This window comes from Bradyrhizobium sp. 521_C7_N1_3 (genome assembly GCF_052075975.1).
In the GTDB taxonomy this organism is placed as follows: Bacteria; Pseudomonadota; Alphaproteobacteria; order Rhizobiales; family Xanthobacteraceae; genus Bradyrhizobium; species Bradyrhizobium japonicum.
In genome coordinates this window covers 7,987,922-8,012,443 of sequence record NZ_CP197232.1, presented here as the reverse complement: position 1 = coordinate 8,012,443, position 24,522 = coordinate 7,987,922, and the positions used below count along the sequence as shown (strand labels likewise).

At 64.5% G+C, this 24,522-nt stretch carries 25 protein-coding genes; 16 read left to right on the top strand and 9 right to left on the bottom strand.

Going from position 1 to position 24,522, the window contains the following annotated elements; genetic code table 11:
* The 4 genes from AB7008_RS37695 (at position 1) to AB7008_RS37680 (ending at position 2,389) form a co-directional block, all read left to right on the top strand.
* Positions 1–1,251: a DUF1501 domain-containing protein gene (locus tag AB7008_RS37695; protein ID WP_248879351.1), complete on the top strand. Its 1,251-nt coding sequence runs from the start codon at positions 1–3 to the stop codon at positions 1,249–1,251.
* A 30-nt stretch (positions 1,252–1,281) separates the two neighbouring features.
* On the top strand, positions 1,282–1,449 hold the full coding sequence (locus tag AB7008_RS37690; RefSeq protein WP_441260430.1) for a hypothetical protein: 168 nt from the start codon (positions 1,282–1,284) through the stop codon (positions 1,447–1,449).
* Positions 1,450–1,602: 153 nt separating this feature from the next.
* Complete coding sequence (locus tag AB7008_RS37685) at positions 1,603–2,118, top strand: septal ring lytic transglycosylase RlpA family protein (RefSeq protein ID WP_441260429.1); 516 nt, start codon at positions 1,603–1,605, stop codon at positions 2,116–2,118.
* Between the two features lie 115 nt (positions 2,119–2,233).
* Positions 2,234–2,389, top strand: coding sequence for a hypothetical protein (locus AB7008_RS37680; protein WP_014493103.1), 156 nt, complete (start codon positions 2,234–2,236; stop codon positions 2,387–2,389).
* 320 nt (positions 2,390–2,709) lie between these two features.
* On the opposite strand, the gene AB7008_RS37675 is transcribed toward AB7008_RS37680, so the two are convergent.
* The 3 genes from AB7008_RS37675 to AB7008_RS37665 form a co-directional block, all read right to left on the bottom strand.
* Positions 2,710–3,015, bottom strand: coding sequence for a hypothetical protein (locus AB7008_RS37675; protein WP_441260428.1), 306 nt, complete (start codon positions 3,013–3,015; stop codon positions 2,710–2,712).
* Between the two features lie 111 nt (positions 3,016–3,126).
* Positions 3,127–3,399, bottom strand: a complete 273-nt coding sequence (locus tag AB7008_RS37670) for a hypothetical protein (protein WP_441260427.1) — start codon at positions 3,397–3,399, stop codon at positions 3,127–3,129.
* A 133-nt stretch (positions 3,400–3,532) separates the two neighbouring features.
* Positions 3,533–6,223, bottom strand: a complete 2,691-nt coding sequence (locus tag AB7008_RS37665) for a flavin-containing monooxygenase (protein WP_441260426.1) — start codon at positions 6,221–6,223, stop codon at positions 3,533–3,535.
* Positions 6,224–6,413: 190 nt separating this feature from the next.
* On the opposite strand from AB7008_RS37665, the gene AB7008_RS37660 reads away from it, so the two are divergent.
* Positions 6,414–6,662: a hypothetical protein gene (locus AB7008_RS37660; RefSeq protein WP_014493107.1), complete on the top strand. Its 249-nt coding sequence runs from the start codon at positions 6,414–6,416 to the stop codon at positions 6,660–6,662.
* Positions 6,663–6,742: 80 nt separating this feature from the next.
* Positions 6,743–8,215, top strand: coding sequence for a carboxylesterase/lipase family protein (locus AB7008_RS37655; RefSeq protein WP_304491007.1), 1,473 nt, complete (start codon positions 6,743–6,745; stop codon positions 8,213–8,215).
* 7 nt (positions 8,216–8,222) lie between these two features.
* Here AB7008_RS37655 and AB7008_RS37650 read toward each other — a convergent pair whose 3' ends face one another.
* Positions 8,223–8,402 carry a hypothetical protein gene (locus AB7008_RS37650; protein ID WP_014493109.1) on the bottom strand — a complete coding sequence of 60 codons (180 nt, stop codon included), beginning with the start codon at positions 8,400–8,402 and terminating at the stop codon, positions 8,223–8,225.
* Between the two features lie 160 nt (positions 8,403–8,562).
* Between AB7008_RS37650 and AB7008_RS37645 the strand changes: the two genes are divergently transcribed.
* Positions 8,563–9,357: a DODA-type extradiol aromatic ring-opening family dioxygenase gene (locus tag AB7008_RS37645; protein WP_304491006.1), complete on the top strand. Its 795-nt coding sequence runs from the start codon at positions 8,563–8,565 to the stop codon at positions 9,355–9,357.
* A 485-nt stretch (positions 9,358–9,842) separates the two neighbouring features.
* Positions 9,843–10,613: a phosphorylase family protein gene (locus AB7008_RS37640; RefSeq protein WP_441260425.1), complete on the top strand. Its 771-nt coding sequence runs from the start codon at positions 9,843–9,845 to the stop codon at positions 10,611–10,613.
* 24 nt (positions 10,614–10,637) lie between these two features.
* Here the strand turns inward: AB7008_RS37640 and AB7008_RS37635 are convergent, their stop codons facing one another.
* The 4 genes from AB7008_RS37635 to glgC form a co-directional block, all read right to left on the bottom strand.
* A complete protein-coding gene (locus tag AB7008_RS37635; protein WP_304491005.1) occupies positions 10,638–11,321 on the bottom strand; it encodes a nucleoside deaminase in 684 nt (227 codons plus the stop codon).
* 315 nt (positions 11,322–11,636) lie between these two features.
* On the bottom strand, positions 11,637–11,897 hold the full coding sequence (locus tag AB7008_RS37630) for a SemiSWEET transporter (protein WP_028156488.1): 261 nt from the start codon (positions 11,895–11,897) through the stop codon (positions 11,637–11,639).
* Positions 11,898–12,032: 135 nt separating this feature from the next.
* Positions 12,033–13,490, bottom strand: coding sequence for a glycogen synthase GlgA (gene glgA, locus AB7008_RS37625; protein WP_304491004.1), 1,458 nt, complete (start codon positions 13,488–13,490; stop codon positions 12,033–12,035).
* Positions 13,487–14,749 (bottom strand): glucose-1-phosphate adenylyltransferase, encoded by a 1,263-nt coding sequence (gene glgC, locus AB7008_RS37620; protein WP_038956934.1) that lies wholly within the window; start codon positions 14,747–14,749, stop codon positions 13,487–13,489. Before glgC ends, glgA begins: the two co-directional genes overlap by 4 nt.
* Positions 14,750–15,087: 338 nt before the next feature.
* Here glgC and AB7008_RS37615 point away from each other — a divergent pair, with 338 nt between their 5' ends.
* Positions 15,088–15,561: a hypothetical protein gene (locus AB7008_RS37615; protein WP_304491003.1), complete on the top strand. Its 474-nt coding sequence runs from the start codon at positions 15,088–15,090 to the stop codon at positions 15,559–15,561.
* 128 nt (positions 15,562–15,689) lie between these two features.
* Here AB7008_RS37615 and AB7008_RS37610 read toward each other — a convergent pair whose 3' ends face one another.
* On the bottom strand, positions 15,690–16,670 hold the full coding sequence (locus AB7008_RS37610) for an ABC transporter substrate-binding protein (RefSeq protein ID WP_014493117.1): 981 nt from the start codon (positions 16,668–16,670) through the stop codon (positions 15,690–15,692).
* Positions 16,671–17,145: 475 nt separating this feature from the next.
* Here AB7008_RS37610 and AB7008_RS37605 point away from each other — a divergent pair, with 475 nt between their 5' ends.
* The 7 genes from AB7008_RS37605 (at position 17,146) to AB7008_RS37575 (ending at position 24,472) form a co-directional block, all read left to right on the top strand.
* Entirely contained in the window at positions 17,146–18,249 is a 1,104-nt protein-coding gene (locus tag AB7008_RS37605) for an ABC transporter substrate-binding protein (RefSeq protein ID WP_041953334.1), read from the top strand.
* Positions 18,227–19,249 carry an ABC transporter permease gene (locus tag AB7008_RS37600; protein WP_441260424.1) on the top strand — a complete coding sequence of 341 codons (1,023 nt, stop codon included), beginning with the start codon at positions 18,227–18,229 and terminating at the stop codon, positions 19,247–19,249. The genes AB7008_RS37605 and AB7008_RS37600 overlap by 23 nt, the downstream gene beginning before the upstream one ends.
* The gene (locus tag AB7008_RS37595; protein ID WP_248879339.1) at positions 19,243–20,043 is read left to right on the top strand and encodes an ABC transporter ATP-binding protein; all 801 of its coding nucleotides are present in this window, start codon (positions 19,243–19,245) and stop codon (positions 20,041–20,043) included. Before AB7008_RS37600 ends, AB7008_RS37595 begins: the two co-directional genes overlap by 7 nt.
* On the top strand, positions 20,037–21,209 hold the full coding sequence (locus AB7008_RS37590) for an acyl-CoA dehydrogenase family protein (protein WP_441260423.1): 1,173 nt from the start codon (positions 20,037–20,039) through the stop codon (positions 21,207–21,209). The genes AB7008_RS37595 and AB7008_RS37590 overlap by 7 nt, the downstream gene beginning before the upstream one ends.
* A gap of 30 nt (positions 21,210–21,239) precedes the next feature.
* A complete protein-coding gene (locus tag AB7008_RS37585) occupies positions 21,240–22,340 on the top strand; it encodes an LLM class flavin-dependent oxidoreductase (protein ID WP_304490999.1) in 1,101 nt (366 codons plus the stop codon).
* A complete protein-coding gene (locus AB7008_RS37580; RefSeq protein WP_304490998.1) occupies positions 22,337–23,275 on the top strand; it encodes an ABC transporter substrate-binding protein in 939 nt (312 codons plus the stop codon). Before AB7008_RS37585 ends, AB7008_RS37580 begins: the two co-directional genes overlap by 4 nt.
* A gap of 351 nt (positions 23,276–23,626) precedes the next feature.
* Positions 23,627–24,472 carry a CmcJ/NvfI family oxidoreductase gene (locus AB7008_RS37575; protein WP_304490997.1) on the top strand — a complete coding sequence of 282 codons (846 nt, stop codon included), beginning with the start codon at positions 23,627–23,629 and terminating at the stop codon, positions 24,470–24,472.
* Positions 24,473–24,522: the final 50 nt, after the last annotated feature.

The window sequence follows — 24,522 nt, the reverse complement described above, 5'->3', positions numbered from 1 at the left end:
ATGGGCTTCGTCGATCATTTGCCCACGCGGCGCGAACTTCTGGTCGGCTCCGGTGCGCTGTTCGCGTGGAGCCAGATGCCGCGGATCGCACGTGCCGAAGGGCGCGATCCGCGCCTTCTCGTCGTCGTCCTGCGTGGCGCGCTCGATGGTCTCGGTGCGGTCGCGCCGGTCGGCGATCCCGACTGGGTCGGCTTGCGCGGCGATCGCGCGCTGGTGCTGGATGGCAAGCCGCCGGCGCTGCCGCTCGATTCCTTTTTCGCGCTCAATCCGGCGATGCCGAACCTGCACCGTCTCTACAAGACCGGCAAGGCCGCGATCGTCCATGCTGCCGCGACGCCCTATCGCGAGCGCTCGCATTTCGACGGCCAGGACGTGTTGGAGAGCGGCATCTCGAAGCCCGGCGTGACTGCTTCGGGATGGCTCAACCGCGCGCTGCTGGCGATGGAGTCCGGTGGGCGCGTCGATCCGCGCGGCAGCCGCGCGCTCGGCATCGGCTCGGTGACACCGCTGGTGGTGCGCGGCTCGGCGCCCGTCATGACATGGGTGCCGCAAAAACTGTTGCCGGCGAGCGAGGACACGCAGAACCGCCTGCTCGATCTCTACCAGCACACTGATCCGAAGCTTGCGACCGTGCTCCAGGCACGCATGAAGCTCGCCTCACTCGGCGGCGCGCCCGGCACGGGCGATCAGATGTCGGACGATCCGACGTTGATGCCGCCTGGCATCGCGCGTGTGCGCGCCTACTTCGCCGAAGCAGCCGGTACCGCCGCGCGCTATCTCGCCAAGGCCGACGGCCCGCGCGTCGGCGCCATGGGCTTCGTCGGCTGGGACACGCATATCGCCGAAGGTGCGGCCTCGGGCCAGCTCTACAATCTGCTCGGTGCGCTCGATGGCGCCTTCGCGGCAATCGAGACCAACATGGGCGAGGCCTGGCGGGAGACGGTCGTCGCCGTCGTCACCGAGTTCGGGCGCACCGCGCGTATCAATGGCACGCAGGGCACGGATCACGGCACCGGCACGGTCGCCTTCCTCATTGGCGGCGCGCTCGCCGGCGGCCGCGTGATCGCGGACTGGCCGGGCCTCAAGCCGGCGCAACTGTTCGAGGATCGCGACCTCAAGCCGACCACCGATCTCCGCGCCGTGCTGAAGGGCCTGCTCAGGGATCATCTGCGCGTCGAGGAGAAGGTGCTGGCGGATGCGGTCTTCCCCGGCAGTGCCGACGTCAAGCCGATGGGAGGCCTCGTCGGCTGACGGCGCGGCCTTCGCGACCGGATCGGGTCCATGATGTGCACACTGACGCAACGGGAACTCGACTTTCTCGCCAGCCTGAAAACCGGCTGGCGGCGGCTCTATCGGCGCGAGCTGATGCGGCTCCTGAAAGGTGACACCGACGCGAGCGAAGCGCAGCTGGAGACGCGCCCGATCGCCTGGCGCGTTGCATCGGGCTAGTTTTGCGCGAGTCCGTCTCGATTCAGGAGACGCCACTGTGGTGGAATCGCCACAGCCGGCACGAAACGGTCGTGGCCCTAAGCCTGCTTTCCTTCAGTCAAGGTTCTGCCCTCATTGCCCACCGAAACTCCGGGCAGTTCGGAGGGGCGTACCATGTCTCATTTTGCACGTGCCGTAAGTGCCCGAATTTCCCTCGCAACCTCCTGCCGGTTGCTGCTCGCCATCATCGGCGCCGCGTCGCTCGCCGCCTGCGCGCAATCGCCGGTCGGCCGCCAGAAGGCCGATCTTGGTATCAATCGGCAGGCTGCGGTCCAGCGGCCGCATAGGGTAGCGGCCCTGCATCCGCGGCCGATCAGCCGGGTACGCGTCCCCGACCGTGACGCAAAGCAAACCGCTTCGCACGGGGTTGCCAGCTTCTATTCGGATACGGAGACCGCGAGCGGCGAGAGGTTCGACAAGAACGAATTGACCGCGGCGCATCCCAGCCTGCCGTTCGGCACAAAGCTGCGCGTCACCGATGTTTCCTCTGGCCGCTTCGTGACCGTCCGGGTCAACGATCGCGGGCCCTATGTTCGCGGGCGCGTGGTCGACATCTCGCCCTCCGCGGCCGAGGCGCTCGGCATGGTCGACAAGGGCATCACCAATGTCCGGCTCGACGTGGTGCGATAGAGCGCGATTGATTGACTTGAGCCGCCCTGCTTAACCGAGTGTTAGTCGCCTTGGCGCACCATGAGCGCCCAAACAAGTAGGGGCTCCAATTTGGGGTCCTCGGGGGAGGCGGCGTTTGAACACGATCCAGTATCTCGAAGATCAGGCCGCGCGCGCCGAGCGGCTCGCCAAACGGATCACGGATACGCTGACGATCGAAAAGCTCCTGACCTTCGCCGGCGAACGCCGCCGCGAAATCGAGGTCATCGCCGGCAAGTACCGGCGCGCCTGATAAACCATGCACTGAACGCATTCGCCCTCGCTGCGAGGCGCGGAACTTCTGTTCGTCTCTGGCGTCATGTCAATGATGAATGTGGAGGAGGAAGTCATGGGTTTTGGACGAGGTGCCTTGCTTTGGCTGCTTGGCGTGCCGCTGCCGATCGTTCTGCTGCTGGCGTTGTTCTGGCACCACTAGAGCATGATCCGGAAAAGCGTGAAGTGGTTTTCCGATAAGGTCATGCTCAAACAATATTGCTGCCACACGAAAAGCGCCGCGGAAGCGGCGCTTTTTTTGCCTGCGATCTGAAACGCAACAACGAGGACGAGGCGCGGTCAGCTATGGCTCTCGACGAAGTCGCTGAGATAGTCGGGAAGCCGGACGCCATCGATGTCGCAGCGCGCCTTGATCTCGCCGGTGATTTCGGTCGAGATGTCCTTCATCCAGTGCTCGAGCGTGTTGAAGGAGATCACCTTAATTGGATCGTTGAAGCAGCCGGCGACGAGCTCGCCGATCGTGGCTTCAAGATCGCTTCGTTCGATGCGGATTTCAGTCGCCTTGTCGCGGCGATCAATCACCACGAACAGGGTCTGGTCTGCACCATAGGGCACGACCGCGGATGGTACGCCGGCTTCAAGCATCTTGTGGCTCTCGTCTCGACTTCCGATCCCGGTTAACGGGAAAATCCGGTAGAAGGTTCCTGCCTCATGAAAAGCTTGTCGCGCGCGTGCAGCTTCCGCGTCTGCACGCTATCAGAGAAATTCTCTCAATCGCGATAGCTCGATGACGTGCTCGGGCGAGAGGATAGCGGTGACCAGCGGCGGCTGCGCAATCGTGTGAATCTCATAGAGATGCCTGGTCGTAGCCGGCTTCTCCATGAAGGCCGATATGCACTGGTCGAGCGTACCTTCGCTGATCGGATAAGAATCCCTGTCCGGTCGGCGCTGGTTCGCAAGCGACGGCCATTTATGCAGGGCTGCAGGCGCTCCGAAATCGACCTTTGAATCCGCAACCACGTCTCCCACCGTCCCGCCTCACGCAATAAAAATTGCCCCAGCACGCGGATCTGCGTGCCGGGGCCCACACCTATCGCTGCATCTCAATGCCAGGCGCTTAACGCAGCAGCCGGGAAAAGGTTCCCGGCCGCCTTGTCGCAAATCAGCTCGCGGCCGCCGCGATTCTGTGGCCAGGGCTGGAATGATCGTGGCTATCCTCATCGCCGCGGCTGACTTCCGGCGGAAGCCCGGCGAAGCGTCGCAGGGCTGCGGCCATCTGCACCCGGCCTGCTACACCGGTGATCACCACGTCGACCATCGCAAAGGACGAGTGGAAATGGCCGCGCGCCCTGAGCTGCTCGACCGGGACGCCGGCGGCTGCCATTGCCTCGGCATAGGCGATGCCCTCGTCGCGCAACGGGTCGAATTCACAGGTGACGACCAAGGCCGGCGGCAGGCCGGCGACGTTGCCGCGCAGCGGCGAGACGCGCGGATCGGTACGGTCGGCCGGTGCGCAGTAGAGGTCCCAGAACCAGTACATCAGCGAGCGCGTCAGGAAATAGCCGGTCGCATTGTCGTTGTAGGAGGGCCGGTCGAAGCTGCAGTCGGTGACCGGGCAGACCAGGAGCTGGCCGGCGATCTGAGGCCCGCCGCGATCGCGCGCAAGCTGGCAGGTGACGGCGGCGATGTTGCCGCCGGCGCTCCAGCCTGCGACCAGCACCGGGCCCGGCCTGCCGCCAAGCTCGGTCGCGTGCTCGGCGATCCAGCGCGTTGCCGCATAGCCGTCCTCGGCCGCGGTCGGGAAACGATGCTCGGGCGCGTGACGATAGCCGACGCTGACGAACATCATGCCGGTCCGCCGCGCCAGATCGCGGCACAGCGGCTCGTCCGATTGCTCGTCGCCGAGCACCCAGCCGCCGCCGTGGAAATAGACCACGACCGGATGGGGCCCCGGCGTCGCCGGCTTGTAGATCCGGTAAGGCAGCGGGCCGTCCGCGCCGGGCAGCGTGCCGTCGACGACGTCGCCGATCGGCCGTCCCGCGGGCCGGCCCTTGTTGAACTCGTTGACGAAGGCGCGTGCGCCGAGCGCACCCATTGACTCGATCGGCGGCAGGTTCAGCGATGCCAGCAGATTCAGCACCAGCCGCACATCCGGCTGCAGTGATACCACCTCGCCGTCGTTGCATTGCGCCGCGCCGTTGGGGCCGGTCAGCTTGAAGCCGAGCATGCCGCGGGCCGTGACCTCGTCGCAAATGCTGCGATAGGGGCCGACGCCGCCGGTGTAAGGCATGAGGCCCTGCACCTTGCCGGGCACGTTGGCGCCCGTGTACCAGGTGTTGGCGAGCCGGTGCAGGGTCACCATCGAACAGTCCGTCATGTGCCGGCCCCAGCCGGCCTGCGCCGTCTCGGTCGGCTCGATCGTGGTGAAGCCGGCCTCGCGCAGCGCGGCGATGCGGTCGACGACCCAGTCGACATGCTGTTCGATCGACACCGCCATGTTCGACAGCACCGACGGGCTGCCGGGCCCGGTGATCATGAAGAAGTTGGGGAAGCCCTCGACCGTCAGCCCGAGATAGGTCTGCGGCCCCTGCGCCCAGACGTCGGTCAGCGACTTGCCGCCGCGTCCGGTGATTGGATGCACGGCGCGGATCGCGCCGGTCATGGCGTCGAAGCCGGTCGCGAACACGATGACGTCGACATCGACGCTGCGCTTGGCCGTTGTGATGCCGCTCGTGGTGATCGCCTTGATCGGCTCCTCGCGCAGATTGACCAGCGTGACATTCGGTCGGTTGTAGGTCGCGTAGTAATTTGTATCGAGGCAGGGGCGTTTTGCGCCGAAGGGGTGGTCGTGCGGCGTGAGTGCCGCAGCGGTCTCGGGGTCGTTGACGGCGGCGCGGATCTTCTCGCGGATCAGGTCCTGGACGATCTTGTTGCCTTCGACGTCGACGGCTTGGTCGGCCCAGAGCTGCGTCAGGATGTGGACGAGGTCGCCGGCTGCCCAAGCACGTTCGAACCGCTCACGACGCTCGGCATCGCTCAATTGCCAGCTTACGACGGTCTGCTGCGGATAGGGCACGCCGGTCATCGACTGTCGCGCCTGCTCGCGATAGGCCCCGCGGTCGCTCTGGAGAAGATCCATGCGATCGGACGGCGAGGGGCCGTTATGCGCCGGCAGCGCGAAATTTGGCGTGCGCTGGAACACGGTCAGATACGCGGCCTGCTCGGCGATCAGCGGAATCGACTGGATGGCCGACGAGCCTGTGCCGATCACGGCGACGCGCTTGCCGGCGAGATCGACGCCGTCATGCGGCCAGCGCCCGGTGAAATAGACTTTGCCCTCGAAATCCTTGACGCCGTCGATCTCCGGCGGCTTCGGCGCGGAGAGGCAGCCTGTGGCCATGATGTAGTGGCGGCAGGAGACCGGCGTGCCGCTGCTCGTGGTGAGCTGCCAGCGCTCAGTCGCTTCATCCCATTTGGCTTCGGTGACCTTGGTGTTGAAGCGGATGTCGCGGCGCAGATCGTAGCGGTCGGCAACGAAGCCGAGATAGCGCAGGATCTCGGGCTGGGTCGCGTATTTCTCCGACCAGGTCCACGCGTTTTCGAGCTCGGGATCGAAGGTGTAGCTGTAGTCGATGGTCTGGATATCGCAACGGGCGCCGGGGTAGCGGTTCCAGTACCAGGTGCCGCCGACATCGCCGGCTTCCTCGAGGGCGACCGCCGTGAGGCCGGACTTGCGCAGGCGATGGAGAAGATAAAGACCGGCAAATCCGGCGCCGACCACGGCAACGTCGACCTGTTGGGCTGTTCCACTCGCCGCCTTGGACTCACGTGCGGCGACCATTGCGTCTGGCATGGTATTCCTCCCGTGTCTTTTGTTTTGCCGGCAGGCTATCGCCGCAGGCTTGGCTTGTCATCAGGACAGGTACAATCTTCGGTAGTCGTTTGCGGCGCCATCGTGGCCGCGCGAAAGTTGCGGCGATACACGCACCGCGATGCACAACCGCCGGGATTGTCCGGGCTAATCAGACCACATCCTTCTGTGTATGCTTGCGGTTACAAGCCACGCGTACCGACCGGACGTCATGACAGAGTTGAGCGAGCGGACGAAAGCCAACATGGACGTCGTCCTGGAGCAGACGTGCCGCCAATTGCCGCACGGCGGCGATCACGACAGCCGCAGGTTCATCGCCGAGCGCCTGATCGAGGCGGCGCAATCGGGCCATTCCACGCTTGGCGAGCTCGGCATCGTCGCACGCCGCGCGCTGGCGGAGATCGTCGCCAAGGGCGGTTAGCTGGCGCCGCCGAGCTTGCCTCATCGCGGGCCGCAGACGTAACCTGTCGGGGAACCTTTCGCGCATCGGGATCCCCCAGGATGCGACTCCAGTTTGCGCTCGTTGTGGCGTCTTCATTCCTTTGCTGGGACGGTACTGCCGTCGCTCAGGCGGTCGGGCAGTATCCGTTCGCGCTGACGCGTGAGGGACAGATGCTCGGCGCGGTCGAGGGCGAGGTGGCGTCGTTCAAGGGGCTGGCCTACGCGGCGGCTCCGGTCGGCGCACTGCGCTGGCGCCCACCGCAGGCAACAGCCGAGAATCCCGAGATGCGCACCGCCTATGAGTACGGCGCGCCGTGTCTTCAGCCCTCGTTGCCTGATACGAGCGAGGACTGCCTCACGCTCAACGTATTCCGTCCCTTCGGCGTCGACGGCCCGCTGCCGGTGATGGTCTTCATCCATGACGGCGGCTTCGTCGGCGGCACCGCGAACGATCCGCTGTTCGACGGTGCAAAGCTCGCGCAAGCGGGCCTCATCGTGGTCACCGTGAATTATCGTCTCGGCGCGCTCGGCTGGCTCGCTCATCCCGCGCTGTCGGAGGGTGGCTCAGGCAATTACGGCCTGATGGACCAGATCGCGGCGCTGCATTGGGTACACGACAACATCGCAGCCTTCGGCGGCGATCCGAACAACGTCACCCTGTTCGGCGGCGGCGCAGGCGCGACGTCGATCGCGCTGCTGATGCTGTGTGCGCAATCGCGCGACCTCTTCCAGAAAGCCATTCTGCAATCGCTGCCCGGCCGCGCGCGCCTGCGCCCGGTTCAGGAGGCGGAGGCCATGGGCCGGCAATTCGTGGCGGCGCTGGGGCAGGAAGCGGATTTCCGCGTCGCCGCGCCGGCGCGGTTGCTTGCGGCCGAACAAAAACTGCTCGCCAAATCCGAACGCAGCTTCGCGCCGGCGATGGATGGAATCCTGGTGCGCGAAGACGTGGCCACTGGATTTGCGGCAGGACATGAAAGCCGCATTCCACTTATGATCGGCTCGAATGACGACGAGACGCGTTTCGATGGCGAGCGCGAGATCAAGGAGACGCTGGCGTCCTCCGGCGAGAGCAGCGATGAGCTGCGCCAGCTCTACCCTGACATCGCCAGGTCATCGGAGCGCGCAGCCAGATTCTACACCGACAAGGTCTTCTCCGAGCCCGTCAGGCTGCTTGCCCGCCTCCATGCGGCAACCGGTGCGCCAACGTTTCGCTATCGCTTCGCTTACGTGACCGAGGCCCGGCGCACAAATCCCGACGAAGGGCACGGGCGCGAGCTGCAATTCATCTTCGGCGCGGAAGGCGTGCCCGGCGCGGGACCGCTCACATGGGGGGATCGCGAGGTCGCGACCCGCATGCGCGGTTACTGGATCAACTTTGCGAAGACTGGTGATCCCAACGGCCCGGACCTGCCGCATTGGAACGCGGCCGCAGACCGCGATCGCCTGCTGCTGATCGCGAACGATCGCATCGCAAGCGGCGACGACCCGTGGTCGGATCGCCTGGACCGGCTTGCAAGCGAGAGCAGAAAATGAGTTGGGCTTAGGCCGCGAGCTCGACGCGCGGCGCCGGGCTCAGCCGGTGTTCTTCCAGGTGGTCCATCGCGCCGTCCTTCTCGACGGCGTAGAACTGCTGGCCGTCCTTGGACCTGTAGGCGGCGCGAACGACGCCGCGGCGGCCCTTGTCACTGTTGACGACGTCCCCCAGCGCAAACTTCTTCATCTCACGTCTCGCTTGTCTTCAGGCCGACTCCTTCGACCACGGCCGGATTGTGGGCGGCAAATCGTTAACGACTTGCTAACCATACCGGTTTGCCTATGCTCGCCGCCGTTCGCGCGGGCAGCTCGCACGCGCATGTTGTCAACGAGACGAGCCGGCATCCATGACGCGATTTCCAACCCTCTTCCTGTCGCATGGCGGCGGCCCCTGGCCCTTCATGGAGGACCGGCGGGTGCAATATGCCAAGACGGCCGCGGAGTTCGGCCGGCTGCCGCAGCTTCTTCCCGAGAGGCCCAAGGCCGTGCTCGTCATCACCGGCCATTGGGAAGCCGACGCCTTCACCGTGTCGACCTCGGCGCATCCGCCGATGGTATACGACTATTACGGTTTCCCCGAGCATACCTATCACCTCAAATATCCCGCGCCGGGCAAGCCCGAGCTCGCCGCGGAGGTGAGGGCGCTGCTCGAGCACGCGGGCCTCGATTGCCGGGAGGATCCCAATCAGGGTTTCGATCACGGCACCTTCGTGCCGCTCGGCCTGATGTATCCGAACGCGGACATGCCGATCGTGCTGCTGTCGCTGAAGTCGAGTTACGATGCGGCCGAGCACATCAAGGTCGGGCAGGCGATCGCATCGCTCCGCGACGAAGGCATCCTGATCGTCGGCAGCGGGCTCACCTATCACAACATGCGCGGCTTCAACCGGCCGGAGTCGAAGCCGGTCTCGTATGATTTCGAGGCCTATCTGAACGAGGCGATCAGCAACCCGGATGCGGCGCGCCGCAACGCGATGCTGGTCGACTGGGAGAATGCGCCGAGCGCGCGTCTCGCGCATCCCCGCGAGGACCATCTGCTGCCGCTGATGGTCGCGGCAGGTGCCGCCGGCAGCGACGTCGGCAAGCGCGTCTTCGTCGACGTGGTCGCGAGCGTCGCGATGGCGTCGTATGTGTTTGGATGAATCGTAGGGTGGATTAGCGCAGCGTAATCCGCCATCGAGCCGCAATGAAGGTGGTGGATTACGCTGGCTGACCGCGCTTCGCGCAGCCGCGGGCTAATCCACCTTACGGGGTTCCGACTAAAAATGTCGAAAACAACCCCATGCACAGTAGAACGGCCCAGCAAATAGAATGGCTTAGCAGCGTGCTTTTGCCGGGCAGGATACATGAGCGGTATTTCGACGGGTTTGACACGTCGGGCAAAACAGCGGCAAAATTCGATTCACAGTACTTGCAAGGAGTCCGCTTTGGGTTCGTTGCGCCATTGAAGGTGCGAGTCTCCGCCGCGATCAGGCGGCTGCTGTGGTGTCCGAGGCACAGTTCTCCAACAACTGGCTTCCAATCGGGAGGCCTGTCGATTTTGTCTAGACGGACAGTGCGAGTGCCGGCTTACTCTTGATTGTCCGAGTCTGGAAATACTTCGGTTTCAGGATTATCGACGCCTCTGATGACGCTGCATGTCACGGTCAACGACGCTCAGACTGGCGCCCCCCGCTGTGACGTGAAGGCGGTCATCGCCGTCGTTGGACTTGCGATCGAAGCCAGAATAGCCGGCGCGCCAGCGATGATTGCTGAAGGTGACCGGACCGCCCTTTACTTGCGTGACGCCATCAGACATGGCGCGCGCGGCATTATAAGTTTCGGGGTGTGCGGCGGGCTAGATCCGAAGCTCCGACCAGGTGACATTGTCATCGCCTCGTCGGTATTTGCCGCGAAAGATGAAGCTTATCCAGCTGACCTCCCCTGGGCCGAGGAGCTCCTTCGGATGATCCCGGGTGCCAGCTACTCTGCGATAGCAGGTGTCGCTTCCCCGATGACAAGTCTTGAAGAGAGACGGGGTTTCCATGGCATCACCGGGGCGGTTGCCGCCGATATGGAGTCGCAGATCGTCGCTCGAATTGCTTCCGAACTCAGAATTCCCTTTGCCGTCTGTCGTGTTGTTCTAAACCCCGCTCATCGAAAACTTCCGAGGGCAGCGCTCATAGATATCGGGCCCGCAGGTAAGCCTGAACTGCGCAAGATTGGACGTTCGCTTGTTCAAGACCCGGGGCAACTCCCTGGTCTTAGCCGGCTCGCCGTTGACTCCGTCATGGCGGTGATGGCTTTGCGCAGCGCCAAGCGACGGCTCGGAGCTCACTTTGGTTTCCCGCACCTGTGTTCACGAGACCGAGTCCCCATTCCTACGCGTGCGCTTGAAACGATAGCCACACGCGCCTGATCCTGCAGCAGCGCGCTCCCGATCTCAGACCCCAGGCTTGTCCAGGTCCGAGATGGTGTTTGAATCTGCACGCCGGCGCAGGAAGACGTTACTCACCGAAAGAGCCGGCGCGGCCAAAATATCCGCCAGCGCGTTCCAGGAAAACGTTGGCCGAGGCGCGCCCGCGTGGCACGAAGTCTGCTCGGCCGCTCGTCCGAAGCAGCCTCGTCGTCTCATAAATCGCCAGGCGAGCGGGTTCCAGTCGCGCCAAACCTGCTCGGCCCTTTGGGATAGCAAGCCCGAGACGATTTCCGGCGCAGGTCCGAAGACCTCAGGCAGTTTGCTCGACAAACTGTTGTCCGACAGAACGTCCCATCTCGAAAATCCGCCCATGATCGGAGATGAAATGGCGAACACCACGCGACCAATCCGCGCCTCCCGTGCCGGGAAAGAACACATTGGGCAAGGTTCGACGATTGAATACAAGGTGCAATCCGGCAAACGCTTTTGTCTTAGAGTCTTCTGCGCCTCCGAAAGAGCCACGAGTTCTGCGTGTCGGGTCACGTCGCATTCCGATGAAACGTGGTTGGTCGCTTCTGCGATGACCTGTCCTCGATACGTGATTACGGCGCCGAATGGCAGCTCTCCTTGCTTCACCCCTTGCCGGGCGAGTTCGAAGCATCTTTCTATCATTCGCAGATCTTGAACGTCAGCTTCTGATCTACTCATGGGCGGTCCCTCGGGAACGCGAAATCGGTGTTGAGAATGCGTTGGGTTCTGTCGCCGTCCCTCCAAATTGCGGCGGTGCCGGAGCGACGAAGATTCTTTCCGGCGCCGCGACGGAGGCCGCTCCTGCGGCCTGGCATATTGGCAATTAAACAACGGGCTACAAACAGTCCGACTTGATCTGGATCAAGGACTACCTTTCAAGTACCGCGCTGACCACGCGATGGTCGATTGTCTATGTCGGCTCCGGGTCCCTCAAAAATGGACATCCCGGATTTTATGGGTACACGCGCTAATCCGCCCTACGCAACGTCAAGCTCACCCGTACTTCAGCTTCATGAACAGGATGCCGCCGGCGAGCACCATGGTGATGGCGTTGGCGGCGACCAGCGGGGCGTCGCCAGAGAGCAGGCCGTAGATGAGCCAGAGCGCCAGGCCCAGCACCATGACCAGGAACATGCCGAGCGAGATGTCGCGCGCCGAGCGGGTCTTCCAGACCTTGATGAACTGCGGCGCGTAGGCGACGGTGGTGCAGGTGGCGGCAGCAAAGCCGATCAGCTTGATCGCGAAAGGTTCCATGCCGGCTCTATAGCATGGATTCGGTGGTGATCATGGCTAGGGCCTTTTCCGTTCCGATGAAATCGGAACGGGCTCTGGATTCTTGTTTTGACGCGTTTTCTTTGCGCGAACCGGTATCCACTTCGCTCAAAAACGCTACGTCCGGCGCGCCGCCACGAGATCGCGATAGAGCACGGCATAGTCGCCGGCGCGGTTGCGCCAGGAGACGTCGGTCGCAAGGCCGCTCAATTGCAGCCGGCGCCAGGTCGCCTTGTTGTGGAAGGCCGTGTTGGCCTTGCGCAGCGTGCCGGTGAGGGCCTCTACGGTGACGGGCGCGAACTTGAAGCCGGTCGCGGCGCGGTCCGATGTGTTGGCCTCACCGATATCGACGATGGTGTCTTCGAGGCCGCCGACGCGCGACACGATCGGGACGGCGCCATAGCGCAGCGCGTAGAGCTGGGTCAGGCCGCACGGCTCGAACCGCGACGGCACGATGAGCGCGTCCGATCCGGCCTGGATCAGGTGCGCCAGAATCTCGTCATAGCCGATCACGACGCCGATCCGTCCGGGGTTCGCGCGGGCGACGGCCTGATAGCGATCCTGGAGATTGCGATCGCCGCTGCCGAGCAGCGCGAGCTGCATGCCGTCGCCCAAAATGGTCGGGATGGCCTCGAGCAGGAGATCGAGCCCCTTCTGCCAGGACAGGCGGCTGATGACACCGAGCAACGGCGCCTCGTCCGAGGAATCGAGATTGAACTGCTGCTGAAGCACCGCCTTGTTCGCGGCGCGGAACGTGAGGTCGTCCGCGCCGAAGCGGTAGGCGATGTGCGGATCGGTTTGCGGATTCCATACGTCGGTGTCGATGCCGTTGAGGATGCCGCTCAGCACATCGGCGCGTTCGCGCAGCAGGCCGCCGAGCCCCATGCCGCCTTCGTCGCTCTGGATCTCCTGCGCATAGGTCGGTGATACCGTGGTGATGCGATCGGCGAGTTGAAGCCCCGCCTTGAGGAAGCTGATGCCGCCGAAATATTCGAGGCCGTGAACGTTGAAGGAGTCCCAGGGCAGGCCGATCGAACCGATCAGCTCGGGAGCGAACTTGCCCTGATAGGCCATGTTGTGGATGGTCATCACGGTGCCGGGCCGCGGACGGTTGTCATAGTGCAGATAAGCGGGCGCGAGGCCCGCCTGCCAGTCATGGGCGTGCACCACATCGGGCACGAACGCGGGGACGAGGCCGTGGCCGATGTCGGCGGCGATGCGTGACAGCGCGGCGAAGCGCAGGCCATTGTCGGGCCAGTCGACACCGTCGGCAGTGACGTAGGGATTGCCCGGCCGCGCATAGAGATGCGGCACGTCGAGCACGAACAGATCGAGCCCGTCATGCGAGCCCGCGAGCAGGCGTCCGGGGCCGCCGAAATAATCCGGCCAGCGCCGGATTTCGCCGGCTCCCCCCAGCATTCGCATCACGTCGGGATAGCCCGGCATCAGCGTGCGCATCTCGACGCCGTGCGCCTTCAGCGCAAGCGGCAGCGCGCCGGCGACATCCGCGAGGCCGCCGGTCTTGACGATCGGGTAGACTTCAGAGGCGACCGCGAGGACGCGAACAGGCGTCATGTATTGAGCCTGTCGAGCATTGTCTGGGTGATGAGCGAAATGCCCTGCTCGGTGGTGCGGAAGCGCTTGGCGTCGAGTTCGGGATCCTCGCCGACGACGAGCCCCTCGGGGATTTCGACGCCGCGGTCGATCACGACGTTCTTCAAACGAGCGCCGCGGCCGACGTTCACGTAGGGCATGATCACGGCGTTCTCGACAGTGGCGTAGGAGTTGACGCGCACGCCGGTGAACAGCAGCGAGCGGCGCAGCGAGGCGCCGGAGATGATGCAGCCGCCCGAGACCAGCGAGCTCACGGCCTGGCCGCGCCGGCTCTCCTCGTCATGGACGAACTTGGCGGGCGGCGTGATCTCCGCATAGGACCAGATCGGCCAGGCGCGGTCGAACAGGTCGAGCTCCGGCACGACGTCGGTGAGGTCGATGTTCGCGGCCCAATAGGCATCGACCGTGCCGGCATCGCGCCAGTAGGAGCGGGGGTCGCTGCCGGAGCGAACGCAGGAGGTCGAGAACTGGTGCGCGATCGCACGGCCGTTCTTGACGATATAGGGGATGATGTCCTTGCCGAAATCGTGACTGGAGTTCGTATCCTCGGCGTCGCGCTTGAGCTGGTCGAACAGGAATTTCGTATCGAACACGTAGATGCCCATGCTGGCGAGCGAGACGTCCGGCTTGCCCGGCATCGGCGGCGGATCCTTGGGCTTCTCCAGGAACTGCTGGATCCAGCCGTTCTCGTCGATATGCATGATGCCGAAGCCGGAAGATTCCTGGCGCGGCATTTCGAGGCAGCCGACCGTGACGTCGGCGCCGCTGTCGACATGCTGGCGCAGCATCACCTCGTAGTCCATCTTGTAGATGTGGTCGCCGGCGAGCACGACGATGAAGCGTGCGTTGTGCGACTCGATGATGTCGATGTTCTGATAGATCGCATCCGCCGTGCCGACATACCACATGTTCTCCGAGACGCGCTGACTGGCCGGGAGGATGTCAAAGCTCTCGTTGCGTTCGGGGCGGAAGAAGTTCCAGCCCATCTGAAGGTGCCGGATCAGGCTGTGCGCCTTGTACTGGGTCGCGACCGCGATCCGGCGGATGCCGGAGTTCACCGCATTGGACAGCGCGAAATCGATGATGCGGGACTTGCCGCCGAAATAGACCGCGGGCTTGGCGCGCCGGTCGGTCAGTTCCAGGAGCCGGCTGCCGCGTCCGCCGGCCAGGACGAACGCCAGCGCCTGACGGGCAAGCGGCTCGGGTCTCGCGGCACTCATGTCATCCTCCCACAACTCTGGCGCTTTGCGAGAAGCCTCCCGGCCGCGCACATTGGAACCGATAGTAACGGTACGAATAGTAAATCGGGAAGGTGCTTGTTGGTTGCGAACGCACGGGAAGCTTAATGCTTTGCTCTGGCCTCCGGCTCCGTTGCACCGGTGTCATTTTTGCGCGGGCGCCGGCGTTGGCCGGACCACAATCGAGGCTTGCGCGGGTATTCTTGTGCGGTGCACGCAATGCAGGCTGTGACTTTCGGAGGCTTTGACTTGGGGCAAGGATGCCCGATCATGGCCTTGCGATCCTTTTCCAAGCGAAACGTCAGACAGGGAGCAAGACGATGAGTATCTGGAAAACGGTAATTGCCTGTTCGCTGGCGGGCGCGGTGATGGCCGGCCAAATCGAGCAGGCGGCAGCGGCTCCGCTGCCGACCAACGTCGCGACCATGAAGGCCGCCGTTGGTGACGATGTCACCCCGGTGTATTGGCGCGGCCGTGGTGGCTGGGGCTGGGGATTGGGCGCAGGAGGCCTCCTCGCCGGAGCAATCATCGGCGGCGCCATCGCGAGCAGCGCGCCCTATGGTTACTATGGCGGTGGTCCGTATTACGGCGGTTATGGTTATGGACCGGGCTACGGCTATGGCTACGCGCCGTCCTATGGCTATGCGCCGGCCTATTACGGCGGCTACGGGCCGAGCTATGGGTATGGCGGCTACTACGCGCGTCCCCGCTACTACGGCTATCGGGCCTATCGTCCATACTACGGCCCTCGTTACGGCTACTACCGGCCGTATGGGGCCTATGGATATTGGTAAGGACCCTGCGCGGCTAGAGCGAGAGCCACACGATCAGGCTCATGCAGGCGAGATGTGCGAGCACGATCGCGGCGAGATGCAGCGGGCCGGCCTTGAGGCTGGACTTGCGCATCCCGCCGCGCCCCGCGCTAGTTTGACCCCGCGGCCGCGGCCGTAAAGCTGCGGTCCACGGCTTTACTCACGTCGAGCGTCTTCGGCAGGATGCCGTAGCGCGTCGAGCGGTCGGAGGCTTCCTGCACCTCCTTCACCACGTTCTGGTCGATTACGATCGGGCTGGTGCGCTGCGCGGTATAGGCCGACAGCAACACGTCCTCCGGCAGCTTGGTCAGCTCGGCCGTGCTCTTTGCGTATTCGGCAACATGATCGAGCGACCACAGCCGCGCCTTGTTCAGCCGCTGCACGAGGTCCTGCACCGCCGCGCGCTTGGTGGCGATGGCGTTGTCGGAGGCCACGATGAAGGTGATTGTCGGCGTCAGGCCTTCGCCGTCGGCGATCACGCGGGCCTTGTCCTTCAGCGTCGCGAACGAGACATAGGGCTCCCACACGGCCCAGGCATCGATCGAGCCGGCGACGAGTGCGATCTTGGCGTCGACCGGGCCGAGCGGCGCGAAGGTCGCGTCCTCCAGCTTGATCTGCGCTTTCTCCAGCGTCGCGTCGATCAGGAACTGGCCCCAACCGCCGCGCGTGCCGGCGAGGCGTTTTCCCTTGAGGTCGGCGGCCGACTTGATCGGCGAATCCTGGCGCACGAGGATCGCTTGCGTCTTCGCATCCGACCTGGTGCCGCCGATCGCCTTGATCGGCGCGCCGGCCGCATAGACCGAGAGGAAGGAGAGATCGCCGGTGTAGCCGACGTCGAGCGCGCCGGCGTTCAGCGCTTCCAGGATCGGAGCGGCGGCAGGGAATTCCGACCATTCGATTCTGTAGGGCAGATCCTTCGCATAGCCGGAGATTTCGAGCAGCGAACGGTTGCCGCCCTTCTGGTCGCCGACGCGCAGCACGACGGTGTCGGCCGCGAACGAGGCGGCAGCCGTCGACAAGGTGATGGCTGCGGCGAGCAGCGATGCTGCGAGCCGGCGTGTGATGGAATGGTCGTCGGAGTTGATGCTCATGTGGCCTGTCTTGTTGCTTTGCTCACGACGCGTGAGCGAGCGATGCAGCGAGACGATCAAGTCTATGACGGCGCGATCCGCAGTCAATGAAATGGCTATCCGTATTGCAGATGTGCGAGGCAATGACGTTTCAGCGTAGCGCCGCTTTCGAGAACGCACCGCGTGCGCGGTGGGTGATGCGCAAGAATGATGCAGGCTGCAGAGTCGCGGCGCATCCTTGCAAGATGATGCGGCAACGAAAATCGTTTCATCGCTGTCCCATGCGCTGATGGAGAGAATGACCTCGCTTCGCGCCACATTCGAAATTCCATTTCATTGACGATGCGGCGACTGCGCCGCATGATTTGCGCATCGCATCAAAGCGGCGCCCGAAGCGCCGGCGAAATTATTCTCTCAACGCGGCTCCACATGGAACATGCGCAACGCGAGACGTTGCGTGAATGGCGGAGCTGTGCCAGCGCAGGAGTGGGGATTGATGGGCAACGACAACAAGCGCAGCGGATCGGGCCTCGACCGGCGCTATTTGCTGCAGGCGGGGCTTGCGGCGGCATTTGCAGCGCCGCTTGGTGCCTTCGGTGCAGCACAGGCCTTCGCGCCGCAGGCGATCGCGCCCGGTGTCGATCTCTCGGAGTTTCCGCTGTGCCGGACGGCTGCGGATGGCCCCGTCCTCACCGGCGCGCCGCGCAAACTGAAGCTGTCGTGGAATGCCGGCGCGGTCTGTCTCGCCCCGGTGCCCGTCGCCATCGAGCACGGCTTCTTCCAGAAGCACAATCTCGACATCGAGCTCATCAACTATTCCGGTTCGACCGACCAGCTACTCGAGGCGATCGCGACGGGAAAGAGCGATGCCGGGCTCGGCATGGCGCTGCGTTGGCTGAAGCCGCTGGAGCAGGGCTTTGACGTCAAGATCGCCGCCGGCACCCATGGCGGCTGCATGCGCGTCCTGACCCGCGCCGACTCCAGCGTGAGCAAGCTCGCCGATCTCAAGGGCAAGATCGTCGCGGTCGGCGATCTCGGTGGCCCCGACAAGAACTTCTTCTCCGTTCAGCTCGCCAAGCTCGGTATCGATCCCAACAAGGATGTCGACTGGCGTGCCTACCCCGGCAACCTTCTCAACGTCGCCGTGGAGAAGGGCGAGGTGCAGGCCTTCCTGTCCTCTGATCCGCTGGGCTATCTCTGGCTCAAGGACAGCCAGTACAAGGAAGTCGCTTCCAACCTCGACGGCGAATATCGCGACAAGAGCTGCTGCATCCTCGGCCTGCGCGGCTCGCTTGTGCGCGAAGAACCTCAAGTCGCGCGCGCCCTCACGCAGGCGCTGCTCGATGCCGCGATGTTCACCGCGCAGAATCCGGCCGTGACGGCGAAGTCGTTCCAGCCTTACGCACCGAAGACGGCATCGCTCGCCGATATCGAGGGCATGGTGCGCTACCACACCCATCATCATCATCCCGTCGGTGAAGTGCTCAAGCGCGAGCTCAAGGCTTATGCGGACGATCTGAAGAGCGTCCAGGTCTTCAAGCAAAGCACCGATACGGCCAAATTCGCGGAGCGCATCTATGTCGACGTATTCGCTGTCTGACGGCCTCGCCTCCGGCGCGCCGCGCCTCTCGCGCGCGCCGGCCCTTGCAAGCTGGGTCCGGGAATCCGGCGTCGGCATTCTTGCCAGCGTCGCGTGGATCGCGTTCGGCCTGTCCTGCCTGGGGTGGGAGGATGTCGGCGACTGGTCGCGGACGCACTCGCTCGGCATCGCCGCCTTCATCGTTGCCGCAATCGCCTTGTTCGGCACCGTCGGCGCCGACTATCTGGGCACCGCGGGTAAGGCCTTGCGGCAGCGCGCGCCCTGGCTCGTGGCGCTCGGCGCATTCCTGACGGTATGGGAGGTTGCCACCGCAAAGTTTGCGTGGCTGCCGCTGCCGTTCTTCCCGCCGCCGCAGTCGATCATCGAGGTCTATACCGACGATTTGCCAAAGCTGCTCGACAGTGTGTTCGCCTCGATCAAGCTGCAGCTTGGCGGCTATCTGATCGGCGCCACAATCGGTTTCCTGACCGGTGTCTCGATCGGCTGGTCGCGCGCGGTCGGCTATTGGGTGCATCCGGTGCTGCGCTTCATCGGCCCGCTGCCGGCAACCGCCTGGCTGCCGATCGCCTTCTTCACGTTTCCGTCGAGCTGGAGCGCCTCGACCTTCCTGATCGCGCTCGCGACCGGCTTCCCGGTCACCGTCTTGACCTGGTCCGGCGTCGCGAGCGTCAGCAACGCTTATTACGACGTCGCACGAACGCTCGGCGCAAAGCCGTCCTTCCTGGTGCTGAAGGTCGCGATTCCCGCGGCACTCCCGCACGTTTTCGTCGGCCTGTTCATGGGCCTCGGCTCGTCCTTCGCCGTGCTCGTCGTGGCCGAGATGATCGGCGTGAAGGCCGGGCTCGGCTGGTATCTGCAATGGGCGCAGGGCTGGGCCGCTTACGCCAACATGTATGCGGCGCTGATCGTGATGTCGCTGCTCTGCTCCGGCGCCATCACGCTGCTGTTCGCCATCCGCGATCGCCTGCTGGTCTGGCAGAAGGGGACCGTGAAATGGTAGCCGCAACCGCACTGGCCGAGGTCACGACCCCGCCGGCCGCCGGCGCCGCGCTCGACATCGAGCAGGTCAGCCACGCCTTCGACATCGACGGAACTGAGCTGCCTGTTCTCAGCGACGTCAGCATCTCCGTGGAGCCGGGCGAGTTCGTGGCGCTGCTCGGCCCCTCCGGCTGCGGCAAGTCCACGCTCCTGAGACTCGTCGCCGGCCTCGACAAGCCCAGGGCCGGAACGCTGCGTGAGGACGAGGTGCGCATCACCCGGCCGCATCCGTCGCGCGTCGTCGTGTTCCAGGATCCGACCCTTTTTCCCTGGCGGTCGGTCTGGGACAACGTCGCCCTGGGCCTCGAGGCCCAGGGCATTTTGAAGAGTCAGCGTCACCGCGTCGATGCTGCGCTCGATCTCGTCGGCCTTGCATCCTTCCGCAACGCCTATCCCCATCAGCTCTCTGGCGGCATGGCGCAGCGCGTCGCGCTCGCCCGCGCGCTCGTGAATGATCCAAAGATCCTGATCCTCGACGAGCCGCTCGGCAAGCTCGACTCGCTGACCCGCATCACCATGCAGGCCGAGCTCGTCTCGCTCTGGCAGCGCAAGGGCTTTACCACGCTGCTGGTGACGCATGACGCCGAGGAGGCGCTGGTGCTCGCCAACCGCGTCATCGTGTTCAGCGACCGCCCGGCGCGGGTGAAGGCCGACATCCGTGTCGACCGGCCCTATCCGCGCCATCGCGGCGATCCATATCTGGCGGATCTGCGCCGCCAGATTCTTGGTCTCCTCGGGTTAGACGCCACATGGTAACGTCCGTGGCCAAGGGCCGGGCGGCCCATAGCGAGCTCGACTACATCGCGCGCGCCGAGGCGCTGGCCGAAGGCTTCGCTGTGCGTGCAGCCGAGCATGATCGCACCGGCAGCTTTCCGTTCGCGAATTTTCGCGAGCTCTCCGAGGCTGGCCTGCTGTCGCTGACGGTACCGGCCGTTCATGGCGGGGCCGGCGCGGGCGCACGATATGCTGCGCGGGTCATCGGCATCATCGGCAAGGCCGATTCCTCGACCGCTTTGGTGCTGTCGATGCACTACATCAACCATCTGGTGATGGGGCGCAGCCCGACCTGGCCGGCGAAGCTCTCGCGCAGGCTTGCGCGCGAGAGCGTCGAGGGCCTCGCGCTCGTCAACGCGCTCCGCGTCGAGCCCGAGCTCGGCTCGCCCGCGCGCGGCGGCCTGCCGGCGACGATCGCGCGCCGCACCGAGACCGGCTGGCGCCTGACCGGTCACAAGATCTATTCGACGGGATCGCCGATCCTGAAATGGTATCTGGTCTGGGCGCGAACAGACGAAGCCGAACCGCGCGTCGGGCAGTTCCTGGTACCGGCGGGACTGCCGGGCACCCGCATCGTCGAGACCTGGGATCATCACGGCCTGCGCGCCAGCGGCAGCCACGACGTCATCTTCGACGACGTCGTGATCCCGCTCGATGCCGAGGTCGATGTCCGCAAGCCCCAGGAGTGGCGTGCGCCCGACATTGCGCAGGCGACCGTCCACACGGTGTTCGTCGCGGCGATCTATGACGGCATTGCCCGCGCCGCGCGCGATTGGTTCGTCCAGTTCCTGAAGCAGCGCGTTCCCGCCAGCCTCGGCGCGCCACTTGCGACCTTGCCGCGGGCGCAGGAGATCCTCGGTGCCATCGAGGCCAGGCTCGCAGTCAATGCGCGGCTGATCGAGACGTTCGCGCGCGACTTCGACGACGGCGTCGCTCTCTCCGCCGGCGAATCCAACGTGATCAAGCTGACGGTGACCAACAACGCCGTCGCCGTGGTCGAGGATGCCTTGTCTCTGACCGGCAATCACGGCCTGTCCCGCACCAATCCGTTGGAGCGGCACTATCGCGATGTCCTGTGCGGCCGCGTGCACACGCCGCAGGACGATGCCACCCGCACCGGCCTCGGCCGCACCGCATTGGGCCTCTAGCTTTCAGGACAACAAAACAGGGAGACGATCATGTCGATCGAGTTCATCGGCTTCATCAGCAACAACAATTCGTCCGAGACCGTCGTCCGCGAGGGGCCGGTCCTCAATCCCACCCACATCGAGACGGTGGCGAAGGCGCACGAGAATGCCGGCTTCGACCGCGCGCTGCTGGCGTTTCATTCGACGACGCCGGATGCGCTCCAGATTGCCCAGCACGTGCTGGGCGTCACCGACCGCCTCAATGTGTTGATCGCGCAGCGGCCTGGCTTTACCGCGCCGACGCTGCTGGCGCGCCAGTTCGCCGTGCTCGATCAGTTTTCGCGCGGCAGGGTCGCGCTGCATGTCATCACCGGCGGCAATGCGACCGAGCTTCGGCAGGATGGCAACACACTCGACGACAAGGACGAGCGTTATGCCCGCACCTCCGAGTTCCTCGACGTCCTCAAGCTGGAATGGACCAGCGACAAGCCGTTCACCTACAAGGGCAGGCACTACCAGGTCGAGAACGCGTTCTCGCAGGTGAAGCCGCATCGTCCCGAGGGCATCCGGATCTATTTCGGCGGCGCTTCGGATGCGGCGATCGAGGTCGCCGGCAAGCATGCCGACACCTTTGCGCTGTGGGGCGAATCCTATGCGCAGGTGCGCGACGTCACCTCCCGCGTCCACAACGCGGCGGTTCGTCAGGGACGGCCGACGCCGCGCTTCAGCCTCTCGGTGCGGCCGATCATTGCCCCGACCGAGAAGCAGGCCTGGGAGAAGGCGGAAGAGATTCTGGCGCGTGCCACCGCGCTCCAGGACAAGACCGGCTACCGCAAGCCCGCCGACGGCCACGCCACGGCCGGCGCGCGGCGCTTGCTCGCGCTCGCCGACCAGGGCAGCCGCATCGACAAGCGGCTCTGGACCGAGATCGCCAAGCTCACCGGCGCCAACAGCAACACCACCGCGCTGGTCGGCACGCCCGAGCAAGTCGCCGAAGTGTTCGGCGACTATTACGATCTCGGTATCAGCCACTTCCTGATCCGCGGCTTCGATCCGCTGATCGACGCCATCGAATATGGCCGCGAGCTGATCCCGCTGACGCGCGAGCTGGTCGCCAAGCGCCAGGCCGTTCGCGGCGAGGCGGCGGAATGATCCGTCTCATGCTGGCCGGTGCGCTGCTGTTCGGCTCGTTGGAGCTCGCTGCGGCGCAGACCACCTTGCGCGTTGGCGACCAGAAGGGCAATTCGCAGGCCGTGATGGAAGCGGCAGGCGTGCTTAGGGATGTCCCGTACAAGATCGAATGGAAGGAGTTTCCGGCGGCGGCACCGCTGCTGGAAGCGCTCAGCGCCGGCGCGATCGAGACCGGGCTCGTGGGCGATGCGCCCTTCACCTTCGCCGCTGCTTCCGGCGCGCCGGTGAAGGCGATCGCCGCGATCCGGCAGACCCGTGAGGGACTCGCGATCCTCGTGCCCGAGAATTCGCCGATCAAGAGCTTCGCCGATCTGCGCGGCAAGAAGATCGCGACGGGGCGCGGCTCGATCGGTCATCAATTGATCCTCGCTGCGCTCGAGAAGAACGGCTGGAGTGCGAGCGACATGCAGATCGCGTTCCTGGCGCCCTCCGATGCCAAGATCGCCTACACGCAAGGCTCGGTCGATGCATGGTCGACCTGGGAGCCGTATGTGAGCCAGGAGGAGGTGCTGTTCAAATCGCGCCGCGTCATCACGTCGGAGGGCCTGACGCCGGGGCTGAGCTTCCAGGTCGCGCGGCCCGATGCCATCCGCGACAAGCGCGCGGAGCTGACGGACTTCATCCGGCGCCTTACGGCGGCGCGGGCCTGGTCGCTGAACAACGTCGACAGCTATGCCGCGACCTGGGGTAAGTTGATGAACATCCCGACCGCCGTGCCGCAGAACTGGCTGTCGCGCGCAAAGATCCGCATTGCGCCGATCGACGACGGCGTGGTCACGGACGAGCAGAGCACGATCGACCTCTATTTCCGCTGGGGCCTGATCAAGCAGAAGCTCGATGCGGCCGAGATCGTGGATCGGTCTTTTGCCGATGCGATCGCCAAGGCGGGGCTTTAGTGCACGCTTTCCCTCTCCCCTTGTGGGAGAGGGTGGCTCGCCGCGTAGCGGCGAGACGGGTGTGGGGTCTCTTTCCGCGAGTCCACCTCTCGATTTGAGTCTGCGGAAGCAACCCCTCATCCGGCGCTTCGCGCCACCTTCTCCCACAAGGGGAGAAGGAAGAACGCTCTCACGGGCGCTTCAAGGACTCGTGAGGAAAGGAGGACGTTTCCAGCGTAATCGCCTTCCTCGAAACATTCCTTCTGCATTTCGAACTCCCGACAACATCCCCATTGCTATTTGCACCGCCTCCCTTGCGGCACGCCGCACTCCGTCAAAAATCACACAGACGACCACATCGGGAGACCGGCCATGGGCCTGCAAGAAACAAAAATCGAATCGCTTCCCTTCGTCACAGCTGAACTCAACTATCTCGCGCCGGTTTCCGGCAAGCCGCGCACCTATGCTTTCGATCCGCCGCCGGGCGAGCCCAAGAGCACGTCGTTGCCGGAGCCGCATCAGGTCCCGATCTTCGATGCGCGCCTGATCGTGGACAATTTCTCGCTGGACCGCGAGGGCTTTGCGCTGGTGCGTCACCCGACGCAGGTCAAGGACTTTTACAACGACGAGGAAATCCGCACCGTCTATTATCCCGCCGTCGAGGCGTTCCTGCGCGCGACGCTGAAGGCCGACCGGGTCGTCATCTTCGATCATACCGTGCGCAGGCGTGTCGAGGGGGCCGCGGATATTCGCGACGGTGGCCCGCGTCAGCCCGCGACGCGCGTCCATGTCGACCAGACCGCCGTCTCCGGCGCCAACCGCGTGCGCGAGCATCTGCCCGACGAAGCCGACGCGCTGTTGAAAGGTCGTGTGCAGGTGATCAACCTCTGGCGGCCGATCCGCGGACCGTTGCGCGATTCACCGCTGGCGATGGCCGACGGCACGACGATTGCGCCCGACGATCTCGTCGCCTCCGATCTGATCTATCCCAATCGCCGCGGCGAGACCTATTCGGTGAAATACAATCCTAACCACCGTTGGTTCTATTTTCCGGAGATGACGCCGGACGAGGCGCTGCTGCTCAAATGCTATGATTCCGCTACCGATGGCCGGACGCGATTCGGGCCGCATACGGCCTTCGTCGATCCGACCACGCCGGCCGATGCGGCGCCGCGCGAAAGCATCGAGGTCCGCACGCTGGTATTCCATAAACAGTAACAATGTGTGATGGCACTCCCGGGTGCGCCCGGCAGTGTTCCTGGAACTTA